General features: G+C 40.8%; 6 protein-coding genes. 5 read left to right on the forward strand and 1 reads right to left on the reverse strand.

Annotated elements, in window-relative coordinates; all coding sequences use genetic code 11:
• The first annotated feature begins 256 nt into the window (after positions 1–256).
• The 5 genes from IQ242_RS16315 to IQ242_RS16335 all read left to right on the forward strand — a co-directional run bounded on the left by IQ242_RS16315 (position 257) and on the right by IQ242_RS16335 (position 4,134).
• Positions 257–697: a hypothetical protein gene (locus IQ242_RS16315; RefSeq protein ID WP_193960685.1), complete on the forward strand. Its 441-nt coding sequence runs from the start codon at positions 257–259 to the stop codon at positions 695–697.
• Between the two features lie 332 nt (positions 698–1,029).
• Positions 1,030–1,596, forward strand: a complete 567-nt coding sequence (locus IQ242_RS16320; RefSeq protein ID WP_016514665.1) for a nicotinate-nucleotide adenylyltransferase — start codon at positions 1,030–1,032, stop codon at positions 1,594–1,596.
• A complete protein-coding gene (locus IQ242_RS16325; RefSeq protein WP_193960686.1) occupies positions 1,593–2,321 on the forward strand; it encodes an NUDIX domain-containing protein in 729 nt (242 codons plus the stop codon). Before IQ242_RS16320 ends, IQ242_RS16325 begins: the two co-directional genes overlap by 4 nt.
• A gap of 12 nt (positions 2,322–2,333) precedes the next feature.
• On the forward strand, positions 2,334–3,992 hold the full coding sequence (locus IQ242_RS16330; RefSeq protein WP_193960687.1) for an NAD+ synthase: 1,659 nt from the start codon (positions 2,334–2,336) through the stop codon (positions 3,990–3,992).
• A complete protein-coding gene (locus IQ242_RS16335) occupies positions 3,949–4,134 on the forward strand; it encodes a hypothetical protein (protein WP_193960688.1) in 186 nt (61 codons plus the stop codon). Before IQ242_RS16330 ends, IQ242_RS16335 begins: the two co-directional genes overlap by 44 nt.
• Positions 4,135–4,209: 75 nt before the next feature.
• Here IQ242_RS16335 and IQ242_RS16340 read toward each other — a convergent pair.
• A partial coding sequence (locus tag IQ242_RS16340; RefSeq protein WP_193960689.1) for a folate-binding protein YgfZ occupies positions 4,210–5,108 on the reverse strand: 899 nt, incomplete at its 5' end.

The raw sequence follows: 5,108 nt of genomic DNA on the forward strand, positions 1-5,108 counted from the left end.
ATTTTTACCTATGAGATGGCTGCGATGATTCGGGAGGGAGCATCTCATTTATGCAAGTGAGTAATTATACTTATTCATAAAACTGGTTTCTAGCAAGGCTTTCAAAATAGCTTGACATAAAACCTGATTTAGGGGTTACAAAGGTGAGATGCTCCCGATTCGGGAGCATAGAATTCTTTGCCGAGAATTGGCGATATAAGGAAAGAATCGTCTGATTAAGGTCTTGCCAAAATTATTATTTCTTATTAGCTTAAAAATGTTAGAATCTATACAGAAAACACAATCTCCTTTAGCTTTGGCCTCTGCGTTGGCAGCTGCCATTAAACGAGGCGAAGAAGCGAAGAAACGGTTCCTATCTAAGCAAGGCGGAACCTTAACCAGCGCTGAGGTTTGTCGTGTTTTAGCCTGTAGTTCTTTGGAATTAGAAACTATGAGGCTCAATCATCGGGTCTTAGGTTTATCTGTCAACGAGGAATTAGTTTATCCCGCTTGGCAATTTGTTGATGGCAAAGTTTTGTCTGGTTTAGACCAAGTGTTAGCCGTCCTAAAAGAAGATGGTGCTTGGACACAAATGCTCTTTCTGCTTACGGGTGATATTCGTTTAGAGGGAGCAACCCCGCTAGAAAAACTCCAAAAGGGAGAAATCGAGCCAGTGGTTTGGGCCGCTAAGTGCTACGGGAGTCATAGCGCGGCGTAATGGGTTTGCCTCCTTCTGTTTGTGGGTTAGTACGTTTGAGAATTAGTTCACCAATTTTATAAAAAATAATATCTCCTGCAAGAATCAAAAATCTTCAGTAGCAGACAAAAGATAAGAGATAACTATCCTATTCATAAAACCTAAAATTATGTCGAATTTATCCAGGGTTTTAGATATTTTCACCCGATAGCGGCTCGATAACTTACTTTTGCAGGAGATCGCCGATCCTCTTGCCCTATTTTGGTAAAATCAACTATAATGGGGGGAAGTTAATTTTTGCCAAGCTTGAGCAGAGTTAAACCAATCCCTCAGTGAGCAAGCAATTGAATCCTATGCTTAAAATTGCCCTTTTTGGAACCAGTGCCGATCCTCCTACTGCCGGTCATCAAGCCATACTAAAATGGTTATCGGAACAGTACGATATCGTTGCAGTTTGGGCTGCCGATAATCCCTTTAAAAATCATCAAACCAGTCTCGAACATCGTCTGAGGATGTTAAATTTGCTCATCCGGGATATTCAACCCCCAAGGGATAATATACAACTGCGACGAGAATTAAGCGATCAACGGAGCTTAATTAGTGTGGAAAAAGCGCAAGCAATTTGGGGAGAACAGGAGGAATATACCCTAGTCATTGGTTCTGATTTAGCTGGACAAATTAGGCACTGGTATCGTAGCCAAGAATTACTAGAAAAAGTCAAAATTCTCGTGATTCCCCGGCCTGGCTATCCTATTAATCAAGATGATATTGAACAACTGCAAACATTAGGGGGTGATTGTCTGATTGCTGATGTATTTGCTCCGGCTGTATCCTCAACAGATTATCGAGAAAAAGGCGATAAACAGGCTGTTCCTGCACCGATTAAAGATTATATCGAAGGTCAAAAACTTTACGCATGAAACCGCAAAAGACCCTAGCTAATAAATCTCTAGCTGATTTTAAAGTGGGAGTTGATAACGTGATCTTTTCCGTTGATACCCAATTAAATCGGCTGCTAGTGCTTCTGATTAAAAGACGGGAAGAACCTTTTAGTAATTACTGGAGTTTACCCGGGACTTTAGTTAGAAATGGGGAATCACTGGAAACGGCAGCCTATCGAATTTTAGCCGAGAAAATTAGTGTTAATAATCTCTATCTGGAACAGTTATATACTTTTGGCAGTCCAGAGGGAGATTCCCCAGCAGCAGCCGAGAGTTTTGGGAAACGTTATCTATCGGTGAGTTACTTCGCTTTAGTGCGGTTTGAAGAAGCAAAATTAATCACTGAACGGGATTATAATATCACTTGGTATATGATTGATAAAGTGCCAGATTTAGCCTTTAATCACGGTCAAATTTTGGAATATGGCTGGCGAAGATTACGCAATAAAGTAGAATATAGTCCCGTCGCTTTTGAGGTTTTACCAGAATTATTTACTTTAAATGATCTTTATCAATTTTATGAGACAATTTTAGGTAAAAATTTTAGTGATTATTCTAACTTCAGAAATCGTCTATTGAAATTAGGATTTCTCAAGGATATGGGTTTAAAAGTCTCTCGTGGTGCTGGTCGTCCGGCTAGTTTATATCGCTTTGATGAAAAAGCTTTTGCTCCCTTTAAAGAGCAACCGTTAGTTTTTGTTTAAATAGGAAAAAATATGAGAATTGCTATCGCTCAATTAAATCCCATTGTTGGAGATATCGAAGGAAATGCCCAAAGAATTTTAGAGGCCGCTCAAACGGCATTTAATCAGGGAGCAGAATTACTTTTAACCCCGGAATTATCCCTCTGTGGTTATCCTCCCAGAGACTTGTTATTAAATCTGGGTTTTGTGGAAAAAATGTCTCGACAATTGCAATTATTGTCACAACAATTACCAGAAAAGTTAGCCGTCTTAGTCGGTTTTGTCGAAAAAAATCCCTCGGCAACGGTCAGAGGAGAAAAGCCGTTATTTAATAGCATAGCTTTGTTGAAAAGTCAAGAGATTAAACAAATTTTTACTAAACGTTTATTGCCTACCTACGATGTTTTTGATGAGGATCGTTACTTTGCTTCTGGGAAAGAAAGTCAATATTTTCAACTAACAGAAAATAATTTTAAAATTGGTGTAACTATCTGTGAAGATGTTTGGAATGATGAACAATTTTGGGGTCAGCGTCAATACGCAGTTAATCCCATCGCCGATTTAGCTAATTTAGGAGTGGATTTAATCGTTAATCTTTCCGCTTCTCCCTACAGTGTCGGTAAGCAAAAATTGCGAGAATCTTTATTGTCCTATAGTGCCACTAGATATAATTTACCGATAGTTTATGTCAATCAAGTGGGAGGTAATGATGATTTAATTTTTGATGGTGACAGTGTTGCTTTTAACCGACAAGGAGAAGTGATTTATCGCGCCAAGGCATTTACTTCTGTCCTAGAATTGATCGAGTTTAATCAAGATTTGTTACCCGCAGTTATTCATCCTTTACCTGTCGATGAAGATGAGGAAATTTATCAAGCTTTAGTCTTAGGAGTGCGAGATTATGTGCAGAAATGCGGTTTTAAACGGGTAATTTTTGGCTTGAGTGGTGGCATTGATTCCAGTTTAGTTGCCGCTATTGCCACTGACGCATTAGGGAAAGAAAATGTTCTCGCTGTGATGATGCCTTCTCCCTATAGTTCCGACCATTCCATTAGCGATGCAGTGGCTTTAGTTAATAATTTAGGTATCAAAAGTGAGAAGTTAGCAATTAAAGAAATTATGACCGCTTATGATCAACTTTTAGATGGTCTTTTTGCGGGGACTGATTTCGGTATTGCTGAAGAAAATCTTCAGTCACGCATTCGCGGTAATTTATTAATGGCCCTCTCTAATAAATTCGGTCATTTACTATTATCCACTGGCAATAAATCAGAAATGGCGGTGGGATATTGCACCCTTTACGGTGATATGAATGGTGGTTTAGCAGTGATTGCTGATGTGCCGAAAACCCGTGTTTATTCCCTCTGTCGCTGGTTAAATCGGCACGGGGAAATTATCCCCCTCAATGTGATTAATAAAGCTCCTAGTGCTGAATTAAAACCCAATCAGAAGGATCAAGATTCTTTACCTCCCTACGAGATTTTAGATGCTATTTTAGCACTATTAATCGATCGCCATCAATCCGCCGAACAAATTATCGCCGCCGGTTTTGAGCCTGAAATTGTGCAGAAAGTGATTAAATTAGTTAAAAATGCCGAATTTAAGCGCAAACAAGCTCCCCCTGGTCTAAAAATTAGCGATCGCGCTTTTGGTACTGGTTGGCGAATGCCTATCGCTAGTCGTTGGGGTTAGGGGGGTTTTTCAGTTATCAGTTATCAGTTATCAGTTATCAGTTATCAGTTATCAGTTATCAGTTATCAGTTATCAGTTATCAGTTATCAGTTATCAGTTATCAGTTATCAGTTATCAGTTATCAGTTATCAGTTATCACTAACCCAGGCGGGCGTTGGGTTTCATACTTCAACCCAACCTACGTTCTGTTCACTGATTACTGATTACTGATTACTGTTCACTGAAAGGGGTATTCGTGAGAGAGGAAGGGTAAGGGGATTAATTCTCCTGTTGCCTCGCCGATTTGTACTTTTAAACCCTCTCCCCCCGCTTTTGTTTTCACATAACCCAAGCCAAAATCCGCCAGCACACTGGTGAGTAAACCGACTTTTTGCGCTTCTAAAATAATCGGGGTATTGCTGGGGACGGGTTGGCTGAGTTTTATACCCCAAAGTCTTTGTTTTACGCCTTTATAGGTGTTAAGACGGGCGATAGTTTCTTGACCAATATAACAACCCTTATCAAAGACGATCGCTCGCCATAAACCGGCCTCTAAAGGGTTATAATCTTCGGTTAATTCTTGATCGACTGCCGGTCGGCCCTGATGGATTCTCAGGTATTCCCACACCTGCTCATCGGCGGGAGTAACGCCATTTTTAATTAAATTTTCCCAGAGGGGACCGGCTTCGGCGGCGGCAACGATTACAGTATATCCGGGTAGATCTAAGCCGGTGCCGACGGCCACTCTCAGGGCGGGTTGAGAAAGGAGATAATGACTATGCTGCACCCCCGTTAAAATCTGCTCTGGAACGGCGATTTTTTGCAGGTATTGCCCGCTTTCAGTACCGATTAGGGTGAAAATGGCAAAATTATCGGTTAAGTCGCTAATTTCCACCTTATCGAAGGGGAAAATATAGCGATCAATCAATTCCAGTAAAAATTGACGACGTTGGGGAGAAACGAGGATGAGGAGGGAATCATCGCCGGCGTAAACTGTGACAAAATCGAGGGTACGACCGGTAGAGTTAAGGAAAATTGTCTCACAACCCTGACCCGGTTTCAGGCGCTCGATAGCGTTACTGGTTTGATTGTGGAGAAAACGCAGTCGATCCTGGCCTTTTAATTCTAATAAACCCC

The organism is Microcystis sp. LEGE 08355, from assembly GCF_015207185.1.
GTDB classification, from domain to species: Bacteria; Cyanobacteriota; Cyanobacteriia; order Cyanobacteriales; family Microcystaceae; genus Microcystis; species Microcystis panniformis.

Coding starts and splice junctions, on each gene's coding strand:
- IQ242_RS16320 (WP_016514665.1), top strand. CDS start 1,030: ATGCTTAAAATTGCCCTTTTTGGAACCAGTGCCGATCCTCCTACTGCC.
- IQ242_RS16330 (WP_193960687.1), top strand. CDS start 2,334: ATGAGAATTGCTATCGCTCAATTAAATCCCATTGTTGGAGATATCGAA.
- IQ242_RS16325 (WP_193960686.1), top strand. CDS start 1,593: ATGAAACCGCAAAAGACCCTAGCTAATAAATCTCTAGCTGATTTTAAA.
- IQ242_RS16315 (WP_193960685.1), top strand. CDS start 257: ATGTTAGAATCTATACAGAAAACACAATCTCCTTTAGCTTTGGCCTCT.